This window comes from Nonomuraea angiospora, from assembly GCF_014873145.1.
In the GTDB taxonomy this organism is placed as follows: Bacteria; Actinomycetota; Actinomycetes; order Streptosporangiales; family Streptosporangiaceae; genus Nonomuraea; species Nonomuraea angiospora.
Genome location: NZ_JADBEK010000001.1, coordinates 12,770,663 through 12,789,525, shown reverse-complemented (window position 1 = coordinate 12,789,525; position 18,863 = coordinate 12,770,663). Strand labels below are relative to the sequence as shown.

At 72.2% G+C, this 18,863-nt stretch carries 17 protein-coding genes; 12 read left to right on the top strand and 5 right to left on the bottom strand.

Annotated features, from left to right (window positions below; genetic code table 11):
• The first annotated feature begins 12 nt into the window (after positions 1 to 12).
• The 6 genes from H4W80_RS58620 to H4W80_RS58595 all read left to right on the top strand — a co-directional run bounded on the left by H4W80_RS58620 (position 13) and on the right by H4W80_RS58595 (position 4,766).
• The gene (locus tag H4W80_RS58620) at positions 13 to 468 is read left to right on the top strand and encodes a hypothetical protein (protein WP_192792933.1); all 456 of its coding nucleotides are present in this window, start codon (positions 13 to 15) and stop codon (positions 466 to 468) included.
• 46 nt (positions 469 to 514) lie between these two features.
• On the top strand, positions 515 to 1,564 hold the full coding sequence (locus tag H4W80_RS58615; RefSeq protein WP_192792932.1) for an aldo/keto reductase: 1,050 nt from the start codon (positions 515 to 517) through the stop codon (positions 1,562 to 1,564).
• Between the two features lie 124 nt (positions 1,565 to 1,688).
• Positions 1,689 to 2,822: a sensor histidine kinase gene (locus tag H4W80_RS58610; RefSeq protein WP_192792931.1), complete on the top strand. Its 1,134-nt coding sequence runs from the start codon at positions 1,689 to 1,691 to the stop codon at positions 2,820 to 2,822.
• 61 nt (positions 2,823 to 2,883) lie between these two features.
• Positions 2,884 to 3,576, top strand: coding sequence for a response regulator (locus H4W80_RS58605; protein WP_192792930.1), 693 nt, complete (start codon positions 2,884 to 2,886; stop codon positions 3,574 to 3,576).
• Between the two features lie 42 nt (positions 3,577 to 3,618).
• On the top strand, positions 3,619 to 4,332 hold the full coding sequence (locus H4W80_RS58600) for an FkbM family methyltransferase (protein WP_225964287.1): 714 nt from the start codon (positions 3,619 to 3,621) through the stop codon (positions 4,330 to 4,332).
• 188 nt (positions 4,333 to 4,520) lie between these two features.
• Positions 4,521 to 4,766 (top strand): hypothetical protein, encoded by a 246-nt coding sequence (locus tag H4W80_RS58595; RefSeq protein WP_192792929.1) that lies wholly within the window; start codon positions 4,521 to 4,523, stop codon positions 4,764 to 4,766.
• A 40-nt stretch (positions 4,767 to 4,806) separates the two neighbouring features.
• On the opposite strand, the gene H4W80_RS58590 is transcribed toward H4W80_RS58595, so the two are convergent.
• The 4 genes from H4W80_RS58590 to H4W80_RS58575 are packed head-to-tail and all read right to left on the bottom strand — an operon-like array spanning position 4,807 to position 11,190.
• Entirely contained in the window at positions 4,807 to 8,172 is a 3,366-nt protein-coding gene (locus H4W80_RS58590; protein ID WP_192792928.1) for a hypothetical protein, read from the bottom strand.
• Complete coding sequence (locus H4W80_RS58585) at positions 8,169 to 8,981, bottom strand: carbohydrate ABC transporter permease (RefSeq protein WP_192792927.1); 813 nt, start codon at positions 8,979 to 8,981, stop codon at positions 8,169 to 8,171. Before H4W80_RS58585 ends, H4W80_RS58590 begins: the two co-directional genes overlap by 4 nt.
• Positions 8,978 to 9,889, bottom strand: a complete 912-nt coding sequence (locus H4W80_RS58580) for a carbohydrate ABC transporter permease (protein WP_192792926.1) — start codon at positions 9,887 to 9,889, stop codon at positions 8,978 to 8,980. Before H4W80_RS58580 ends, H4W80_RS58585 begins: the two co-directional genes overlap by 4 nt.
• Positions 9,886 to 11,190, bottom strand: coding sequence for an extracellular solute-binding protein (locus H4W80_RS58575; protein WP_192792925.1), 1,305 nt, complete (start codon positions 11,188 to 11,190; stop codon positions 9,886 to 9,888). The genes H4W80_RS58580 and H4W80_RS58575 overlap by 4 nt, the downstream gene beginning before the upstream one ends.
• A gap of 171 nt (positions 11,191 to 11,361) precedes the next feature.
• On the opposite strand from H4W80_RS58575, the gene H4W80_RS58570 reads away from it, so the two are divergent.
• From H4W80_RS58570 to H4W80_RS58560, 3 genes are all read left to right on the top strand, one after another.
• The gene (locus tag H4W80_RS58570) at positions 11,362 to 12,147 is read left to right on the top strand and encodes a DeoR/GlpR family DNA-binding transcription regulator (protein ID WP_318787574.1); all 786 of its coding nucleotides are present in this window, start codon (positions 11,362 to 11,364) and stop codon (positions 12,145 to 12,147) included.
• 93 nt (positions 12,148 to 12,240) lie between these two features.
• On the top strand, positions 12,241 to 13,797 hold the full coding sequence (locus H4W80_RS58565; RefSeq protein ID WP_192792924.1) for an alkaline phosphatase D family protein: 1,557 nt from the start codon (positions 12,241 to 12,243) through the stop codon (positions 13,795 to 13,797).
• Between the two features lie 15 nt (positions 13,798 to 13,812).
• Positions 13,813 to 14,712: a discoidin domain-containing protein gene (locus H4W80_RS58560; protein ID WP_192792923.1), complete on the top strand. Its 900-nt coding sequence runs from the start codon at positions 13,813 to 13,815 to the stop codon at positions 14,710 to 14,712.
• A 17-nt stretch (positions 14,713 to 14,729) separates the two neighbouring features.
• Here H4W80_RS58560 and H4W80_RS64240 read toward each other — a convergent pair whose 3' ends face one another.
• On the bottom strand, positions 14,730 to 16,238 hold the full coding sequence (locus H4W80_RS64240; RefSeq protein ID WP_192792922.1) for an IclR family transcriptional regulator domain-containing protein: 1,509 nt from the start codon (positions 16,236 to 16,238) through the stop codon (positions 14,730 to 14,732).
• Between the two features lie 99 nt (positions 16,239 to 16,337).
• Here H4W80_RS64240 and H4W80_RS58550 point away from each other — a divergent pair, with 99 nt between their 5' ends.
• The 3 genes from H4W80_RS58550 to H4W80_RS58540 are packed head-to-tail and all read left to right on the top strand — an operon-like array spanning position 16,338 to position 18,858.
• Positions 16,338 to 17,087 (top strand): CoA transferase subunit A, encoded by a 750-nt coding sequence (locus H4W80_RS58550; protein ID WP_192792921.1) that lies wholly within the window; start codon positions 16,338 to 16,340, stop codon positions 17,085 to 17,087.
• On the top strand, positions 17,084 to 17,713 hold the full coding sequence (locus H4W80_RS58545) for a CoA transferase subunit B (protein ID WP_192792920.1): 630 nt from the start codon (positions 17,084 to 17,086) through the stop codon (positions 17,711 to 17,713). The genes H4W80_RS58550 and H4W80_RS58545 overlap by 4 nt, the downstream gene beginning before the upstream one ends.
• A complete protein-coding gene (locus H4W80_RS58540) occupies positions 17,710 to 18,858 on the top strand; it encodes a thiolase family protein (RefSeq protein WP_192792919.1) in 1,149 nt (382 codons plus the stop codon). The genes H4W80_RS58545 and H4W80_RS58540 overlap by 4 nt, the downstream gene beginning before the upstream one ends.
• Positions 18,859 to 18,863: the final 5 nt, after the last annotated feature.

The window sequence follows — 18,863 nt, the reverse complement described above, 5'->3', positions numbered from 1 at the left end:
CACGATCGTGACATGATCACCTGGACCGGCCGATGGGCCGTCTGGGCAGCGGCCTCCTGGACGCTGCTCTACGTCGCGTCCAAGATTCACTTCGCCCTCGCCGAGCGCATCGGCGTGACCGGCGGCCCGCGCGTGGCCCCGGAGACCTATCTGGAGTACGGGCCCGGCGAGATCGCGCGGGCCCAGTGGGCCAACGCCGCCGCGGGCCTGCTCGTGGCCGCCGTCGTGCTGGCCTCCCTCATTCCTTTCCGGCGGCCGCTGCCGCGCCGGACCATGGCGGCGCTGCTGTGGTCGTGCGCGGCGATGGCCGCGGCGGGCGCGATCGGCATGACCGCCGGCGCCCTGTTCGCCGAGCGCGGTGGCGCTCTCTTCGGTGGCTACTGCGCGGTGTGGGCCGTGCTGCTCTGTCTCGCCTCCCTCTCCTTCCATCGACGCCGCCCATCCATAATGAAACAGCTTTCCCGTTAGCGTGCTACCTTAAGGGGACGAAAGACCCGTTAAGGAGTGATTTTTCATGGAATATCGGCAGTTGGGGGCGTCCGGGCTCAAGGTTCCGGCGTTGAGCTTCGGCGCAGGCACGTTCGCCGGGAAGGGCGAGCTGTTCGGCGCGTGGGGCGACACCGACGTGGCGCAGGCCCGGCGGCTGGTGGACATCTGCCTCGACGCGGGGGTGACGATGTTCGACACGGCCGACGTCTACTCCGACGGCGCGTCGGAGGAGGTGCTGGGCCAGGCGCTCAAGGGGCGGCGCGACCGGGCGCTCATCTCCACCAAGGCCGGGCTGCCCATGGGCGACGGCCCCGGCGACGCGGGCACCTCCCGGCACCGGCTGATCAGGTCGGTCGACGACGCGCTGCGCCGCCTCGGCACCGGCCACATCGACCTGTTCCAGCTGCACGCCTTCGACGCGGCGACCCCGGTGGAGGAGGTGCTGTCCACGCTCGACGACCTGGTCAGGGCGGGCAAGCTGCGCTACGTGGGCGTCTCCAACTTCTCCGGCTGGCACCTCATGAAGTCGCTGGCGACCGCCGAGCGCTACGGCTACCCGCGCTACGTGGCGCACCAGGTCTACTACTCCCTGGTCGGGCGCGATTACGAGTGGGAGCTGATGCCGCTCGGCCGCGACCAGGGCGTCGGCGCGGTGGTGTGGAGCCCGCTCGGCTGGGGGCGCCTCACCGGCCGCATCCGCCGGGGTCAGCCTCTTCCCGAGGGCAGCCGGCTGCACAGGACCGCCGCCTTCGGGCCGCCGGTGGCCGACGAGCTGCTGTACGCGGTGGTGGACGCCCTGGACGGGATCGCCGAAGAGACCGGCAGGTCGGTCCCCCAGGTCGCGCTCAACTGGCTGCTGCGCCGCCCGACCGTCTCCTCCGTCATCGTCGGCGCCCGCGACGAGTCGCAGCTCCAGGAGAACCTGGGGGCGATCGGGTGGGAGCTGACGCCGGACCAGGTGGCCCGGCTGGACGCGGCCAGCGTCACCACGGCGGCGTACCCCTACTTCCCGTACCGGCGTCAGGAGGGTTTCGCCCGGCTCAACCCGCCGATCGCCGGCGGCATGGAGTTCTGAGACCCAGGCGGGCGGACCGCGGCCACGGCTTCGTCGGCTTGCAGCCCATAAGGTGGGATTCATGGGGGTGCTCAGGGATGGGTGGTACGTCCGAGTGCCTCCGGCGCCGGGCACAGACCGGCCGATGCTCCCCCGCCTGCCGTTCGCCGCGCTGGCCGCGGCGGTCCTGATCTTCAACCTGCTGTTCTACGCGGTGGACGCCGGGTTCGGGGTGCTCGCCGCCCCGGCCGCCGTCCTGCTCGCCGGACCCGTGCTCATGGCGTGGCACCGGCCGCTGCCTGCCTGGTCGGCCATGGTGGTGGCCATGCCCCTGCTCACCGGCCTCGGGCTGGCGCTGGGCAGCTCGGTCGTGCCGCAGCCGTGGCTGCTCAACCAGACGCTGGCCCAGCTCCCCGTCATGTACGTGCTGGCGCTGTCATCGGCCCGGCGCGTGACGATCGTCGCCGTCGCCGTCACGCTCGCTGCCGGGATCGCCATGAGCGTGCCGCAGGACATGGCGCCGGACCGCCTGTCCAGAGGGCTGCTGGCCTGGACACTGGCCCTGCTGCTGGCCGTGGTCCTCGGCCATGCGAGGCGCATGAGGCGGCTGGCCACCTTACGCGTCGCCGACGAGCTGGGGCGGCGCCGAATCCTCGAGGAACGGGCGCGGATCGCCAGGGAACTGCACGACGTGGTGGCCCACCACATGTCGGTGATCGCCGTACAGGCCGCCAGCGCGCCCTACCGGATCGGCGGAGGAGTGAGCGAGGAGGTCGCAGAGGAGTTCACGGCCATCAACGCGGCCGCCCGCGAGTCCCTGCGCGACATGCGGCACCTGCTCGGCGCGCTGCGGGGCTCCGACGACGGACCGGGGACCGCGCCGCAGCCCGGGCTGGAGGATCTCGGCGCACTGGCCGAATCGGTGCGCCGGGCGGGCGTGCCCGTCCAGCTCACCGTCTCCGGCCCCGCCCCGTCACTCTCTCCGGTGGAGTCCGTCACCGTCTACCGGATCGTCCAGGAGGCGCTGAGCAACGTCGTCCGGCACGCGCCCGGAGCCAGTACCACCGTGTCCGTCCGCGCCGAGGTGGACGCGGTGTCGCTCGCCGTGGACAACGAGCCTCCCCGGCATGTGTCCGGCACGACGCAGCCAGGCTCGCGACTCGGGTTGATCGGGATGCGCGAGCGCGTGGCGGTGCTCGGCGGCGACCTCACCGCGGCGGCGACGGACGCGGGCGGCTTCGCCGTCCGAGCGCGGCTGCCGCGGCGGGCGGCCGGGTGAACCACGAGGTCGCCGCAGGGCGAAGACGAACGTTCCGCGACGTCGCCGAAGGAGGCGCTGGATGATCACGGTGCTGGTCGCCGACGACCAGGCGATGATCAGGGCCGGGTTCGCGGCCCTGATCTCCGCGCAGCCCGACCTGCAGGTGGTGGGAGAGGCCGCGGACGGTCTGGAGGCGGTGACGGCGGCGCGCGATCTGCGACCGGACGTCGTGCTCATGGACGTGCGCATGCCCCACCTCGACGGTCTGGAGGCCACCCGGCGCATCGCCGGAGCGGGCGGCTCGAAGGTGCTCATCCTCACCACCTTCGACATCGACGACTACGTCTACGCCGCGCTGCGTGGCGGGGCCAGCGGCTTCCTGCTCAAGGACGCGCCGCCGGCCGACCTCATCACCGCCGTACGCGTGATCGCCGCCGGCGAGGCGCTGCTCGCGCCCTCCGTCACCCGCAGGCTCATCGAGGAGTTCGCGACCCGGCAGCCCATCGACGAGCGGGAGGCGCTGCGGCTGAACGCGCTGACCCCGCGCGAGCTGGACGTGCTCAGGCTGGTGGCGGCCGGGCTGGCCAACGCCGAGATCGCCGGAGAGCTGACGATCGCGGAGGAGACCGTGAAGTCACACGTCGGCCGGATCTTCACCAAACTGGGCCTGCGCGATCGGGCTCAGGCGGTGATGCTCGCCTACGAGAGCGGTCTGGTCGTACCCGGCAATCCCTCTCCAGCGGCACGCCGGGACTCGCGACTGCGCTCCTGAGAGGGATTCGCCGCTCCCCACCCCGTCTCTACCGTCACCGGCATGATGAGAGTGAAAGCCGTGGCCGCGATGCTGCGGGCGGGGGCGGGGGTGTCGCTCAGCGAGCCGGAACTGCGGGGCCTGGCCGAGTTCGTCCGGCCGGGCGCGGTCTGCTTCGACATCGGGGCCGCCTACGGGATGTACACCTACCCGCTGGCCAGGCTCGCCGGGCCGGCCGGGCAGGTGCACAGCTTCGAGCCGCTGCCGGTGCCGTACCGGATCCTGGAGGTCGGGCGGCGGGCGAGCGGGGCGCGCAACGTGCGGGTGACCAACGCCGCGCTGAGCTCGTCCACCGGATACCGGCGGCTGCGGCTGCCGTACCGGTTCGGCCTGCCCGTCCACGGCTGGGCGCACCTGGAGGAGGGGTTGAAGCATCCCGGCCCCTTCGCCGCCACCAGGACGCTCGAGGTCCCCGTGTACACCGTGGACCGCGTGTGCGAGCTGCGGGAGATCCCCCGCGTCGACTTCATCAAGATGGACGTCGAGGGGTGCGAGCCGGAAGTGCTGAAGGGCGCGGAGTGGACCATCGAGCGGCACCGGCCCGCTCTGCTGCTGGAGATCGAGGACCGCCACCTCGGCAGGTACGGCAGGGACTCCGCCGAGGTGGCGGGCTCACTGATCGCGCGCGGGTACCGCATGCACGTCTGGCACCGGGGCCGCTGGAACCGGGTGGACCGGGTGAGCACGCACCGGCGCAACTACCTGTTCGCCGGCTGAGCCGCGTCGGGTCGCCGGCCGTCCGCCGGGCGGACCGGCGCGAGGTCACCGGACGCCCGCTGAAAATTTCACCGCGGCGACGGGCGTTCGCGCTGGTCGCCGGAGGGGCGGGGGCGGCGCCGTTGCGGCGGTGGATCACCGCGTCGTGCAATTTACGGTGATCCGCCCTCTTCGAGATGGGAGACCTGGTGCGTCACCGACTCGCCGCCCTGTCGCTTCTCGCGGCCACCGCCCTCGTCCCGGCCGTGGCCGCGGCCACGCCCGCGCACGCCGACCTGACCCTGCAGAAGGTCTACTCCAGCCTGCCCTACGACATCTGCATCTCCTTCGGCCAGTCCGGCCAGCAGAACGGCCGGTGGAGCACCTGGTGGTGCAGCACCACCCAGCCGCAGAACCCGCAATATCCCACCTACGACCTGTGGGCCTACGTGTAGTGACGCCGGGCGTCCAGCACCGTCCGCCGGCGACACGCTGTCAGGGCGTGCGCAGGCGGACGGGGCCGAACAGGCCGGTGCTGCGCTGGCCGGGGAAGACGAAGTGGGTGGGGCTGACCTCGTCCATGAACGGGCCGAGGGTGCCCAGGACGAGGATCTCGACCGTGTTCTCGCCCTCGTCCAGCCGCACGTCGAAGGTGTAGGGCGAGCACACCCGAATCCCGCAGGGCCGGCCGTTGACGGTGACCTCGGCCGTGCCGCGCACCCTGCCGAGGTCGAGCAGGCCGGGCCCGGCGGCGGCGGTGATCGTGGTCCGGTAGCGGACGCCGCCGCTGTAGCCGGACAGGCCGCGTTCCTCCCAGTCGCCGAGCCGCATCCGGCCGGGGCCGCAGGTGAAGCGGACCGGGCCGGTCAGCGACCCGGTGACCTCCAGCTCCGTTCCGAGGATCCGTACGGGACCCGTCGCGTCCACCTCGATCCCGGTCACGCCGGGCGGCGGGTCCAGCAGGAGGCGTCGGGGGCCGGAGTGCCCGCCCGGGACCGCGAACTCGGCGGGCAGCGCGGTCACGCGCCCGTCGAGCCAGCCCGCCCCGGGCAGCGGATGCGGCCGGGGCCGCAGGTGGAGCGCGGCGGGGTCGCCCTGCTGGCGCCGCCGTACGCGGGGCCGCGAGGTCCAGCCGGGACCGGAGACCGCGAGCCCGTCCACCAGCACCCAGCCGTCCGACTCCACGCTGATCGTGTTGCCGCCCGGCCGGAGCAGGCCGGACACGTCGTAGCGGCGCACCCGGGGGATGTCCGCCTCCTCGTACGGGTCGAACCCGCCCTGCCGGCCCGCCTCCGCCCCGTTCACCAGCACCCGGCAGTACGCGGTCGAGGCCACCTGCAGCAGCTCGTACGGCGGTTCGCCGACCCGCACAATGGTCTCCATGGCCCCGCCGATCCACTCGGGCAGCACGGCGTCGCGGGGGTCGGCGACCAGGCAGGCGTAGGCCCGCAGGTCGAGCTCCTCGTCGGGGACGAACCGCAGCTCCAGGAGGTGGACGCCGGGCGCGAGGGGCGCGCGAGAGACCGCCGCGTATCCCGCGTCGTCCAGCGGCAGCTCCTCGCCGTCCAGCCAGGCGGTCTTGGCCGCGCCCGCCCCGATCGCCAGCCGGCCGCCCTCGGGCACGGTGAGCAGGCTGCGGAAGCGGGCCTCCTCCCCCGCCCCGACCGTCCCGAACGCCAGGAACTCCACGGGCACGTGCCCCTTGGGGCCGAGGGTCTCCCGGTGGATCGGGTCCTTGCGCAGGCCGCGCGACGGCGACCACACCGAGAGCGTCCACGGCCCGGACCCGACCCGCTGCTCGCCCCGGGGCTCGAACGTCGCGTGCACCGGCTTCCCGTCCGGCGTGCGCAGCGTCCAGCGCTCGACGACGGCGCTGCTGCCGAAGTCGGACCAGGTGTCGTCCAGCGTCGGCACGAGCTCGACGTCCCACTCCTCGCCCAGCTCCACCTCGTGCCCGAAGCTCGGGCGCGGCGCCGGGGCCCGGGAGGTCCCGTCGAAGATCAGCAGTGCGGCGGGCCCGTCGTCGAAGGGCACGACGACCTCCACGGCGTCCCCGTCCACGGTGCACGGCAGCGCCCGGGGCTCCCCGCCGAACGGGCTCGCCAGCAGCGGCGTCCCGGAGACGCCGCGCACCTTCACCCGCATCTCGCCGGCGTACCGGGACGGGTCGAAGTCGATGGCGGCGTCCAGCCAGCCCAGCTCGACGCCGCGCTCCTCGGGCCGCCCCACGCCGATCCTGCTGGCCATGGGGAACGCGGCGGTCAGGAACACCAGCGTGGTCTCGCCGACCTCGCGCACCAGCGGCGGCACCGGCGCCTCGACCCGCCGTTCGAGCCCGGCCAGCGCCGCCCCGAGCCCTTCGGCGCTCTCCGCGAACACGACAGGGAGCCCGTCGGAGAGCCCGTCGGGGACCGCCCCCACCGCGACCAGCAGCCCGCCACCGGCGGCGAACTCCTTCAGCCGCGCGGCCACGTCCTCGTCGAGCACGGTCACGGCGGGCAGCACGACGGCCCGGTACGCCTCGGTGGAGACGGCCAGCCGCCCGTCGCGCACGTCCGCGCGCCGCACCGAGTCCTCGTCGATCACGTCGGCGTCGAGGCCGAGCCGGTCGAGCGCCCCCGGCGCGGTCGCGAACCACGCCATGTCGCCCACGACCTCCCGGTAGACCTCCTGCGCCCGCGCGGCCTGCGCGCCGACGCCGTCCAGCCCGGTTCCGGCCTGCGACGTCGCGGTGGGCAGGAGCACCGCGACGTCGCAGGCGTGGCGGCCCAGGGACAGGGCCGCGCACAGGCGGGTCACCGCGTCAGCGAAGACCCGGTGGTGCCGCCAGTAGGGTTGGCGCCAGTCGGTGGACGGCGGCGCCCACTCCCACCAGCCGCGCCGGGTCGTGTAGTAGACGGCGTGCGGGTTGTAGAGGTTGGCACCGGCGCGCAACCAGGGCAGCAGCCAGTCGAAGGTCTCCTCCAGGGTGCCGCCCCAGCCGCTGGAGTGGAACGCCTCGATCCAGGTGCGCGGCCGGCCGTACAGGTGGGCGAGGGAGGAGTGCAGGCGCGCGTCGCCGTGGTGGTCGGAGCCGGGCGCGCCGAACCAGCGATGGGTGCGCGCGTAGTCGGCGTAGAGCCGGACCCCGTCCACGGGAAGCCCGGCGCGGGCCGGGTCCTGCTGGTCGCAGCCGTTGAGCAGGCCGTGGCGCTCGTGCCAGGCGGCCAGCGGCCGGAAGAACGCCTCCTCGGCCAGCTCGGCCCGGGTCTCCTGGTAGGCGTACCAGTCGGGCGCGTCGAGGGTGAACGGCCGGCCGCGCCGGGCCGCGTACTCCTCGGCGAAGGTCGCCGACCAGGTGGGCACGGTCGGCAGCTCGTCCTGGAACGACCCGGCGATCACCTTGCCGAACCAGTGGCCGACCCGCCGCTCGAACTCGCCGTGCACCCGGTCGAGCAGCACCGCGCACGCCTCACGGGACAGGTAGTCGAAGCCGCGCGTCGAGACCGTCCCGTCGGGGGCCAGCCACTGCCCGGCGAACTCCGGGCGTTCCTGGACGAGACGGGCCTGCAGGTCTGCGCCGGAGAAGCCGAGCTGGTCGTAGAACCACAGGTACGCGCCCAGCTCGCAGGCGTCGGCGCAGACGCCGTCCAGCAGCTCCCACCACGCCTCCGACAGGAACGGCGGGTCGTCGGCGTCGGACCCGAACAGCGGCCCCGACGGCGCCAGGTTGAGGATGACGAGGTTGCGCACTCCCCCGGCGACGAGCCGCTCCATCTGCCAGCGCAGCCGGTCGCGGCGCAGCGGCTCGCCGCTCCACCACCAGATCGCCGCCGGGGAGAACTCCCGCGGTGGCTCGCGCAGCACGTCGTGAACGGTCATCCCTTGAGCCCGCTGGAGAAGCCCTTGATGACGTAGCGCTGCAGCACCAGGAAGACCAGCACGATCGGCAGCGCCCCGAGGACGAGCCCGGCGAAGACGAGGCCGTGGTCGGAGACGTACTGGCCGACGAAGGCGAAGACGCTGACCGGGACCGTCTCGAACCCGGAGCCGCCCAGGTAGAGCAGCGGGGTGAAGAAGTCGTTCCAGATGAAGACGGCGTTGAGGATCAGCACGGTGCCGGTGATGGGCCGCAGCAGCGGGAAGACCACCCGGGTGAACGCCGTCAGGTGGGAGGCGCCGTCGATCTGGGCGGCGCTGGCGTACTCGCGGGGCAGCGCGCGGATGAAGCCGGTGTAGAGGAAGACCGTGAAGGGCAGCTGGATGCCGGTGTAGAAGAGGATCATCCCGGCGTGCGTGCCGATCAGCCCCAGGTCGGTCACCAGCTCGTAGAGCGGGATCATGCCGAGCTGGAACGGCAGCACGATGCCCAGCAGGAAGAGGACGTACAGGCCGTAGCCGAGCCTGCTGTGCACGCGGGCCAGGAAGTAGGAGGCGAACGAGCCGAGCGCGATCAGCAGGACCAGGCTGGCCACGGTGATCACCGTGCTGTTGACCAGCGACGGGCCGAGCGCGGCGGCCGACCACGCCTTGCCGAAGTTGTCCAGCGTGGGCGGGTCGGGCAGCGCCAGCGGCGTCTGGGAGATCTGCGCCGGATCCTTCAGCGACAGCGAGATCAGCGTGTAGACGGGGAACAGGAACGCCACCGCCGCCGCGATCATCACGATCTCCAGCAGGAACGTCCTTCTCATGCGGACACCTCCCGGTTGCGCAGGTAGTAGACCTGGACGAGGGAGACGGCCGCCACGAACAGGGCGAGCACCAGCGCGATCGCGGTGCTGTAGCCGAACTTGCCGAACACGAACGCCTGCTTGTAGAGCACCGTGGACAGGGTCTCCGTGGCGTAGCCGGGTCCGCCGTTGGTGGCGGCGAAGATCTGGTCGAAGAGCTTGAGCCCGCCGATCGTGGAGAGCATGAGGTTGATCGTCACCGCGGGGGCCAGCAGCGGCCAGGTGACGTAGCGGAAGCGCTGGAAGGTGCCCGCCCCGTCGATCATGGCCGCCTCGTGCAGCTCCTTGGGCACGCCTTCGAGCCCGGCCAGGAAGATGACCATGGAGTATCCGGCGTACTGCCACACGACCATGCCGGCGATCGACCACAGCGCCACCGACGGGTCGCCCAGCCAGTCCACGCTGAGGCCGAGCAGCCCGTTCAGGCCCGCCGACGGGTCGGGGTTGTAGACGTACTTCCACAGGAACGCCACCATGACCGGGCTGACGACCACGGGCGCGAAGAAGATCACCCGCAGCAGCGCCCGGCTCTTCAGCTTGGCGTTGACGCCCAGGGCCAGCAGCAGGCCGACGCCGTTCTGGACGGCCACGATGGCCACGGTGAGCAGCAGCGTGTTGCCGATCGAGCCCATGGCCTGCTCGTCGCCCAGGAGCGCGCCGAAGTTGGCCAGGCCGACGAAGGACATGTCCTGGCCGATGCCGCTCCAGTCCGTGAAGGCGTACACGACGCCGGCCGCGGCCGGGTAGAGCACGACCAGCGCGTAGACGACGAGGGCGGGCGCGGCGAACAGCCAGGACGGCGAGTTGGCGCTGAAGCGCCGCCTGCGCCGCGAGACGGCCGAACGCCGCTGGACAGTCAGGGAAGTCACTTCTTGTACGCCTCGTCCATCTTCTTCAGTGCCTCGTCGACGGTCGACTTGCCGGCCAGCAGCTCCTGGATCACGGCGAAGTGCACCGGCTGCACCTCGGCGTTGGGCCAGCGCTGGTCCATGAACGGCACCGCGCGGTCCTTGGTGAACGGCAGGAACGACTGGACGGCCGGGTCGATGGTCGAGGAGGAGTCCTGGGTGAGCGGGATGGCGGCGATGGCCTTGGCCCAGGCGTTGATGCTCTCCTGCTTGCCGAGGAAGTCGATGAACGCCTTGGCCTCCTCGACGTGCTGGCCCTTGGCGCTGGCGCCGAGGCCGACGACCACGCCGGCGGGGATCCACACCTGGTTGGCGTCGTCCGCGCCCGGCACGGGGAACATGGACAGGTCGTCGGGCGAGGAGGCCGCCTTGCGGAAGTCGGGCAGCACGGCCGACACCTGGACCGCCATGCCGGCCTTGCCGGTGGCCACCATGGAGATCTGCTGCTCGAACGTGGTGCCGTTCGGCTTGTCGTTGAAGAAGCCGCGCTTCTGCAGCTCCAGGTACATCTCCATGGCCTGGCGCCAGCCCGACTGGGCGAAGGAGGTCTGCCCGGCGAGCTGCTTGTCGTCGAACGTCGGGTCCTTGGCGTAGACGGTGGAGGGCACCAGCGCGTACGTGATGAGCTGGGTGACCCACGGCGTCTGCGCGCCCAGCGCGATCGGCGTGATGCCGGCCTTCTTCAGCTTGTCGCAGACCGCGAGGAACTCCGTCCACGTGGTCGGCGGCGCGTCCACGCCGGCCTTCTCGAACGCCTTCTTGTTGTAGACGGCGCCGATGACCGACGAGCCCGCGGAGTAGATGTAGGTCTTGCCGTCGAGCTGGAAGGCGGGCTTGAACCCGGTGGGGATCGACTGGGTCCACGGCTGGGCGGACAGGTCGGCCAGCAGCCCGGCCTTGGCGATCTGGGTCATGGACATCGCGCTGCCGTTGCCCGGGTAGACGACGTGCAGGTCGGGCGCGTTGCCCGCGCCGAGCTGGGTCCGGACCGAGGTCTGCACCTGGTCGGTGGGGGCGAAGGAGGCGGTGAGCCGCACTTCCGGCTTCGCCTTCTTGTAGGCGGCGAGCAGCTCGTCCATCGGCGCCTTCTGGTCGGCCACGCCGAGGAACTTCAGGTCGACCCCGGCGGCGGACCCGCCGCCCGTGGTGGCCGTGGTCTCCGGCTTGGTCGAGCAGGCCGTGGCAGCGGCCGCCACGGCGAGGCCACCCATCATGCGGAAGAACTGGGCCCGGCTCACCCGGGCGTCACGCAGATCGGTCATGTCATGTCTCCTCGCCGGCACTGCCGAGCCGATACGAACGTTTTAATGACGGGCCTGTTAAGTTAACAGCGGATTTTGTTAAAAATGTGGGATGTCGGGAGGGTACGAGTCGCCCGAGAAGGGTGTCAAGAGTAGGATCCGCAACCGTCCAGGCGAGGGTGAGGGCTCAGGGTGAATTCGCGGCAGCACACCTCCGGCAAGTCCGCCCGGTGGCGGGACATGGCCGAGCACATCGTACGACGTGGCTCGGCCACGGTGACGGAGCTGGCGGAGAGCTTCGACGTGAGCGTGATGACCGTGCACCGCGACCTCGACGAGCTGGAGCGCCAGGGCATGGTGCGCAAGGTCCGCGGCGGCGCCACCGCCCAGGCCTCCAACGTCTGGGAGAGCAACATCGCCTACCGGCTCATGGCGCACACCGCGGAGAAGGACGCGATCGCCAGGGTGGTCGCCGGGCTCATCGAACCGGGCAGCTCCGTGATGCTCGACGACTCCACCACGGCCCTGGCCGTGGCCCGCCAGCTGGGCGAGCTCGCGCCGCTGACCGTGCTGACGAACTTCCTCGAGGCGATCAGGCTGCTCGCGGCCACCCCCGACATCCGGCTGATCGCGCTCGGCGGCGAGTACCACTCCACGCACGACTCCTTCCTCGGGCTCGGCTGCGTGGACGCGGTCGAGGCGGTCAGCACGGACGTGGTCGTGGTCTCCACCTCCGCCGTCTCCGACCAGTACGCCTTCCACCAGGAGCAGGAGATCGTGCTGGTCAAGCGGGCGATGCTGGGCTCGGGCACCCGCCGGATCCTGGCCGTGGACGGCTCGAAGCTGGCCAGGGTGGCGCTGCACCGGGTGGCCCCGCTCGACGACTTCGACGTCATCGTGGTCGACTCCAACGCCCCCGCTGAGATGCTGCAACGCCTGCGCGACCGGCACCGCCGGGTGGAGGTCGCCGAGTTGTAACACTTTGGTGTGTGATTTTTAACTTCAGGCTTGTTACGAGCTTGCCTGCTTGCTACAAAGTGAGGGCTTTCGCCCCCCATCTGAGGAAGCAGCATGCACACGCGCCGTTCGTTCCTCGGTCTCAGCGCCTTAGCCCTGGCGTTCAGCACCGACCTCGCCGACCCGTGGACCGCCGCCGCCACGGTGAGCGGCGACTATCCCTTCCAGCTCGGTGTCGCGTCCGGTGACCCGCTGCCCGACCGGGTGATCCTCTGGACCCGGCTGGCGGTCAGGCCGCTCGAACCGCTGGGCGGGCTGCCGTACAACAAGATCAAGGTGGAGTGGGAGATCGCCGAGGACGAGGCGTTCACCCGGCGCGCGGGGCACGGCTCCACGTGGGCCGCCCCCGAGTACGGCCACTCCGTCCACGTGGACGCCAAGGGTCTGCGCCCCGGCCGCGACTACTTCTACCGCTTCCGCACCGGCGGCGAGCTCAGCCCGGTCGGCAGGACCAGGACGGCGCCCGCGCCGCGCAGCAGCCCCGAGTCGCTGCGGCTGGCCTTCGCCTCGTGCGCGTCGTGGCAGGACGGCTACTACGCCGCCTACCGCCACCTCGCCGAGGAGAATCCCGACGTCGTCTTCCACCTCGGCGACTACATCTACGAGTACGGCATCGTGCCCTCGGGCGGGAACCGCAACACGCCGGTGCCCGAGCAGTTCCGGGTGCAGTGCGACACGCTCGACCGCTACCGCGTCCAGTACGGCCTCTACAAGAGCGACCCCGACCTGCAGGCCGCGCACCAGGCGGCGCCGTGGATCGTCACCTGGGACGACCACGAGGTGCTCGACAACTGGGCGGGCCGCTTCGGTCCCGGCGGCGAGGTGTCCGAGCAGGACTACCTCGTCATCCGCGCCAACGCCTTCCGCGCGTACTGGGAGAACCTGCCCATCAGGGTGCCCGCCGTGCAGGGGCCCGACGCCCGGATCTACCGCAGGTTCTCCTTCGGCGACCTGGCCGAGTTCAACGTGCTCGACACCCGGCAGTACCGCGACGACCAGGTCTGCGGCGACGGGCAGCAGATCGACTGCGCCGAGCGGCTCGACCCGGCCCGCCAGATGCTCGGGGCCGAGCAGGAGAAGTGGCTGCTCGACGGCCTGGGCGAGTCCCGCGCCAAGTGGAACGTGCTGGCCCAGCAGATCGCCATGATCCAGCTCGACTACGACGCCGGGCCCGCGCAGAAGCTCAGTATGGACCTCTGGGACGGCTACAAGGCCGCCAAGGACCGCGTGCTGAACGGCATGGTGGAGCGGCAGGTCAGCAACCCCGTCGTGCTGACCGGCGACATCCACTACAACCTGGCCGGGGAGCTCAAGGCCGACTTCGACGACCCCTCCTCGCGCACGATCGGCGTGGAGTTCGTCGGCACCTCCGTCAGCAGCGGCGGCAACGGCAACCCGAACACCGGCCTGCCGCCCGGCGGCACCGACCCGGTCAACCCGCATCTCCGCTTCTCCAGCTACCAGCGCGGCTACGTCTCCTGCGAGGTCACCAGGAGCCAGTGGCGGGCGGACTTCAAGACGGTGCCGTACGTGGACCGGCCCGGCGCGCCGGTCTCCACCAGGGCCAGCCTCGTGACCCTCGACGGCGTGCCCGGCCTGCACGCGCTCTGACAGGAAGGACCGATCATGCGATTCCTCACCGCCGCGCTGGCCGCCACCGCCGTCGTCCTGACCACCCCGGCCGCCGCCGTGGCGCAGGACCCCTCCGAGCCACCGTCGAACCCGTCGCTCACCGTCAGGTCGGGCGCTTCCAAGGGCACCGGCAAGCTCACGCCCATCGCGGGCGCCGACCGGGTCGTGGCCCCGCTCGGCGTGGACCCGGCCTGCCCGGCCAAGCTCGAGATCGGCATGCGCAGCGACGCCAGGAAGCCGTCGTACGCGACCATGTCCGTCGAGGTGACGGCGCCGCTGTCCGCCTCCCGCTCGATGCTGACCAGCTACCTGCCGCCCGGCTACGAGCTCGGCGCGAAGCTGCTGATCGCCGTGCCGCCCGCCACGCCGCAGGGCGAGTACGCGCTGCGCCTGAAGACGCCGGACCGCACCCTGTCGGTCCCCGTCCAGGTCGTCACCCTGGACCAGCTCGACAACGGCGGCAACCTCGCCCTGCGCCGCCCCGTCACCGCCTCGTCCCAGCACACCAACGCGAACTACCCGCCGTGCAGCATCGCCGACGGCGACGCCGGCTCGAACGGCTGGGCCGGGGGCAACGGCTGGAACGACGCCACGGCCAGGGCCTGGCCGGACACGGTGTCGATCGCGCTGGGCGGCCCCAAGCAGATCTCCCGCGTCGACCTCTACACCCTGAACACCGAGCGCTACCCGTCCTCGAGCGTCGGGCTGCGCGACTGGGACGTCCAGGCGGGGCTGAACGGCCAGTGGCAGACGGTCGCGCAGGTCCGCGGCAACACCGCGGGCAGCGTCCGCTCGGACTTCGCCGCGGTCACGGCGGACGCGGTCCGCATCGTCGCCCTGGCCTCGAACGGCGCCAACGACTACACCCGCATCACGGAGGTGGAGGTCCGCTAGGGTCCAGCCCTGGCGGCTCAGGGGGTCGCGGGGACGTGGCGCAGGTCGGCGGACATTCTTGCGGCCGTCTCGGTCAGGGCGGGCAGGACGTCGCGGAGCAGATCGGCGCGGGTGGCCCGGCTGGCGTGGGTGGCGACGTTGACGGCCGCGACCACCCGCCCGTCCCGGCCCCTGACCGGCACCGCGATGGACCGGACCCCCTCCTCCAGCTCCTGGTCCACCAGCGCGTACCCGTCGTCGGCGGCCTGCCGGACGGCGGCCCTCAGCCGCTCGGGCGACGTGATGGTGTGGCGGGTCAGCGGCTCGGGCGCGATGGCGGCCAGCCGTTCCTCGGACTGGTCGGCCAGGAGCACCCGGCCCATCGAGGTGGCGTACGCGGGGAAGCGGGTGCCGACCGTGATGTTGACGGTCATGATGCTCACGGTGGGCACCCGCGCCACGTACAGGACGTCGTCGCCCGACAGCACCCCGACCGAGGCGGACTCGTGGACGCGGGCCACCAGGTCGGCCAGGTGCGGCTGGACGACCTCGCCGAAGGTGCGCTCGGACAGGGCGGCGTAGCCCAGCTCCATCACCTTGGGGAGCACCGCGAAGCGGGAGTCGTCGCTGGTCACGTACCCCAGCCGCGCCAGCACCTGCAGCGATCGCCGCACGGTGGCGCGCGGGAGCCCGGTGGTCTTGGCGGCGTCGGCCAGGCTCAGGCCGCCGCGGGCCGAGCCGAGCGCCACCAGCACGGCCAGGCCACGGGCCAGCGACTGCAGGTACCCGCTACCCAACTCCTCCTTCAGAGCGCGCGAGAGATCTGTGTTGATGGCCTCAACTCCGTTGAGGCGGGCTCGGTCGCCCGGCGACAGAGGCGGCCGGGACGCCGGCTCGGCCAGGGCCGACTCCATGGCCGCGACCGTCTCGCGCAGCCGGGGCAGCGCGTAGTCGCGCAGGCTGGCGGCGGTGTGCCGGCTGGTGTGGCTGACGACGCTCACCGCGCAGACCGCCTGCCCCCGCGGGTCGCGTACGGGCACCGCGACCGCGACCAGGCCCGGCTCGATGAGCTGGTCGTCCTCGGCCCACGGCGCGGCGGGGTCGCGCAGGGCCAGGCCCGCCGCGCAGCGGTCGGCGGGCAGCAGGTCGCCGACCCGGAAGGCGACCGACATGGTGCGCCTGCGGGTGAACTGGCCGATGAAGCGCACCCCGTCGCCGTCCGCGACGGCCAGCGACACGGACTCGTCCAGCTCCTCCGCGAGCCGCTCGGCCGGCGGCGCGAGGGGGTCGCGCAGGCCGCCGCAGGCGAGGTACGCCTCGCCCAGCTCCATCAGACGCGGCGCGGGCAGCAGGTCACGCCCCTCCGCGCGGACGTAGCCGAGGTGGACCAGCGTGGCCAGCACGCGGTCGACCGTGGACCTGGCCAGGCCGGTGGCGCGCACGAGGTCGGTGGCGCGCACCCGCACGGGGCGCGAGCGCCCGGCGGGATCCGCCGTCAGCGCCCGAAGCACGGCCAGGCCGCGTTCCAGGGTCCCCGCAGGCTCCATCGGCACTCCTTTGACACGGGCGCGGTCACGTACGCATACTCGACATCACAATAGTGAACTAAAGTTCACTATGCGAACACTCCCCATGAATGGAGCGTCGTGCGGAGAGACAAAGTGGTCGCGACCGCGGAGGAGGCGCTGGCCGGCGTGTCGGACGGCGCGTCGTTCGCGGTCGGCGGCTTCGGACTCAGCGGCATCCCCAACGTCCTGATCCGGGCCCTCTACGACACCGGCGTGACGGGGATCGGCGTGGTGTCGAACAACTGCGGGGTGGACGGCGGCGGCCTCGGCATCCTGCTGGCGGCCGGGCGCATCGCCCGCGTGACGGCCTCCTACATCGGCGACAACAAGGAGTTCGCCCGCCAGTACCTCGCCGGGGAGCTGGAGGTGGAGCTGACCCCGCAGGGCAGCCTGGCCGAGCGTCTGCGGGCGGGCGGCGCCGGCGTCCCCGCCTTCTACACCCCCGCCGGGGTCGGCACGCCGGTCGCCGACGGCGGCCTGCCCCTGCGCCACAACCCGGACGGTTCGATCGCGGTGGCCTCGCCGCCGAAGGAGGTCCGCGAGTTCGACGGCCGCTCCTACGTGCTGGAGCGCAGCATCACCACCGACTTCGCGCTGGTGCGGGCCGCCAAGGGTGACCGCTTCGGCAACCTGGTCTTCAACAAGGCCGCCCGCAACTTCAACCCGCTCGCCGCGATGGCCGGCCGGGTCACGGTCGCCGAGGTCGAGGAGCTGACCGAGCTGGAGCCGGACGAGGTGCACCTGCCCGGGGTGTTCGTCCAGCGCGTGCTCGTCCTGACCCCCGAGCAGGCCGCCGACAAGGGCATCGAGAGGAGGACCACCTCATGAGCTGGACCAGGGACGAGATGGTCGCGCGGGCGGCGGCCGAGCTGCGCGACGGCGACTACGTCAACCTCGGCATCGGGCTGCCCACCCGCATCCCGTCGTTCCTGCCGCCCGACGTGGACGTGATCCTGCACTCGGAGAACGGCGTCCTCGGCGTCGGCCCCTACCCCGCCCCCGACGCGCTGGACCCCGACCTGATCAACGCCGGCAAGGAGACCGTGACCGTGCTCCCGGGGGCGTCGTTCTTCGACTCGTCGCTGTCGTTCGGCATGATCCGGGGCGGCCACATCGACGTGGCGGTGCTGGGCGCGATGCAGGTCTCGGCGCGGGGCGACCTGGCCAACTGGATGGTGCCGGGGAAGCTGGTCAAGGGCATGGGCGGGGCCATGGACCTGGTCCACGGCGCGGGCCGGGTTATCGTGATCATGGATCACACCGCCAAGGACGGCACGCCGAAGATCGTCAAGGAGTGCTCGCTGCCCCTGACGGGGAAGGAGTGCGTCCACCGGATCATCACCGACCTCGGCGTCCTCGACGTGACCGGCGACGGGCTGAGGCTGGTCGAGACCGCGCCCGGCGTGAGCGTGGCCGACCTGCGCGACCGCACGGAAGCGGAGGTGGCGGTATGAACACCGTCTATGTCGTGGACGCCGTCCGCACGCCCTTCGGCCGCCACGGCGGGGCGCTGGCCGGCATCCGCCCCGACGACCTGGCCGCCCACGTCGTCAGGGCCGTCGCCGAGCGCAACGACGTGCAGGCCCCCGACGAGGTGATCCTCGGCAACGCCAACGGCGCCGGCGAGGAGAACCGCAACGTCGCCCGCATGGCCGCGCTGCTCGCCGGCCTGCCCGTGACCACCCCGGGCGTGACCGTCAACCGGCTGTGCGGCTCCGGCATGGAGGCCGTCATCCAGGCGTACCGCATGATCGCCCTCGGCGACGCCTCCACCGTGATCGCCGGCGGCGTGGAGTCGATGACCCGCGCGCCGTGGGTGCTGCCCAAGCCGGACAGGGCGTTCCCGGCCGGCGGGCAGGAGCTGGTCTCCACGACGCTCGGCTGGCGGCTGGTCAACCCGAGGATGCCCGCCGAGCACACCGTGCCGCTGGGCGAGGGCGCCGAGTTGATCGCCGACCGGCACGGCATCGCCAGGGCGGAGCAGGACGCGTACGCGCTGGCCAGCCACCAGAGGGCGGCCAAGGCGTCGTTCGAGCGGGAGATCGTCCCCATCGGCGGGCTGACCAGGGACGAGGGCATCCGCGAGGACACCGGCCTGGACCAGCTCGCCCGGCTCAAACCGGTGTTCAGAAAGGACGGCGGCACGGTCACCGCGGGCAACTCCTCGCCGCTCAACGACGGCGCGGCCGCCCTGCTGCTGACCGACGAGGCGGGGCTGCGCGGCCGCGAGCCCCTGGCCAGGATCGTCGCCGGCGCGGCCAGTGCGCTCGAACCCCGCTACTTCGGGCTCGGCCCCGTCGAGGCGTCGCGCAAAGCCCTGGCCAGGGCGGGCAAGGGGTTCGGCGACCTGACGTCGGCCGAGCTGAACGAGGCGTTCGCCGCGCAGGTGCTCGGCTGCCTGGCCGAGCTGCCCGACCTCGACCCCGCCATCGTCAACCCCGACGGCGGCGCCATCGCCCTGGGCCACCCGCTCGGGGCCTCCGGCGCCCGCATCACCGGCACCCTGGCCCACCGGCTCGCCGCCGCCGGCTCCGGCACCGGGCTCGCGTCCCTCTGTATCGGCGTCGGCCAGGGCCTGGCCGTCGTCCTGGAAAGGTAGCCGCA